At 66.5% G+C, this 475-nt stretch carries 1 pseudogene; it reads left to right on the top strand.

The window, feature by feature from the left end:
• Window positions 1–475, top strand: a pseudogene (locus tag RM779_RS33300) (dihydrofolate synthase); the annotation flags it as partial.

The following is a 475-nucleotide window of genomic DNA, read 5'->3' as shown; positions in this document are numbered from 1 at the left end:
ACCCGATTCCTTCGCCGGACGAGATCGCCGCGCTGCTGCAGGTCGAGCACCTGCTCGATCAGCGGTGGCCCGAGACCAAGCTGGACCCCAGCACGGCACGAATCTCCGCCCTGCTGGAGCTGTTGGGCTCGCCGCAGCGGGCCTATCCGTCCATCCACGTCGCGGGGACCAACGGCAAGACGTCGGTGGCCCGGATCGTCGACGCGTTGCTGGTCGCCCTGCACCGGCGCACCGGGCGCACCACGAGTCCGCATCTGCAGTCCGCGGTGGAGCGCATCTCGATCGACGGAAAGCCCATCACCCCAGCGCAATACGTGAACACGTATACCGAGATCGAACCGTTCGTGGAACTGGTGGACCGGCAGTCCGAGACTGCCGGTGGCCCGAAGATGAGCAAGTTCGAGGTCCTCACCGCGATGGCCTTCGCGGCCTTCGCCGATGTGCCCATCGACGTCGCGGTCATCGAGGTCGGAAT

This window comes from Streptomyces johnsoniae (assembly GCF_031845565.1).
Classification (GTDB): Bacteria; Actinomycetota; Actinomycetes; order Streptomycetales; family Streptomycetaceae; genus Streptomyces; species Streptomyces johnsoniae.
Note: the sequence above shows the minus strand (reverse complement) of the source record. Positions and strands in the feature narration are given on the sequence as shown.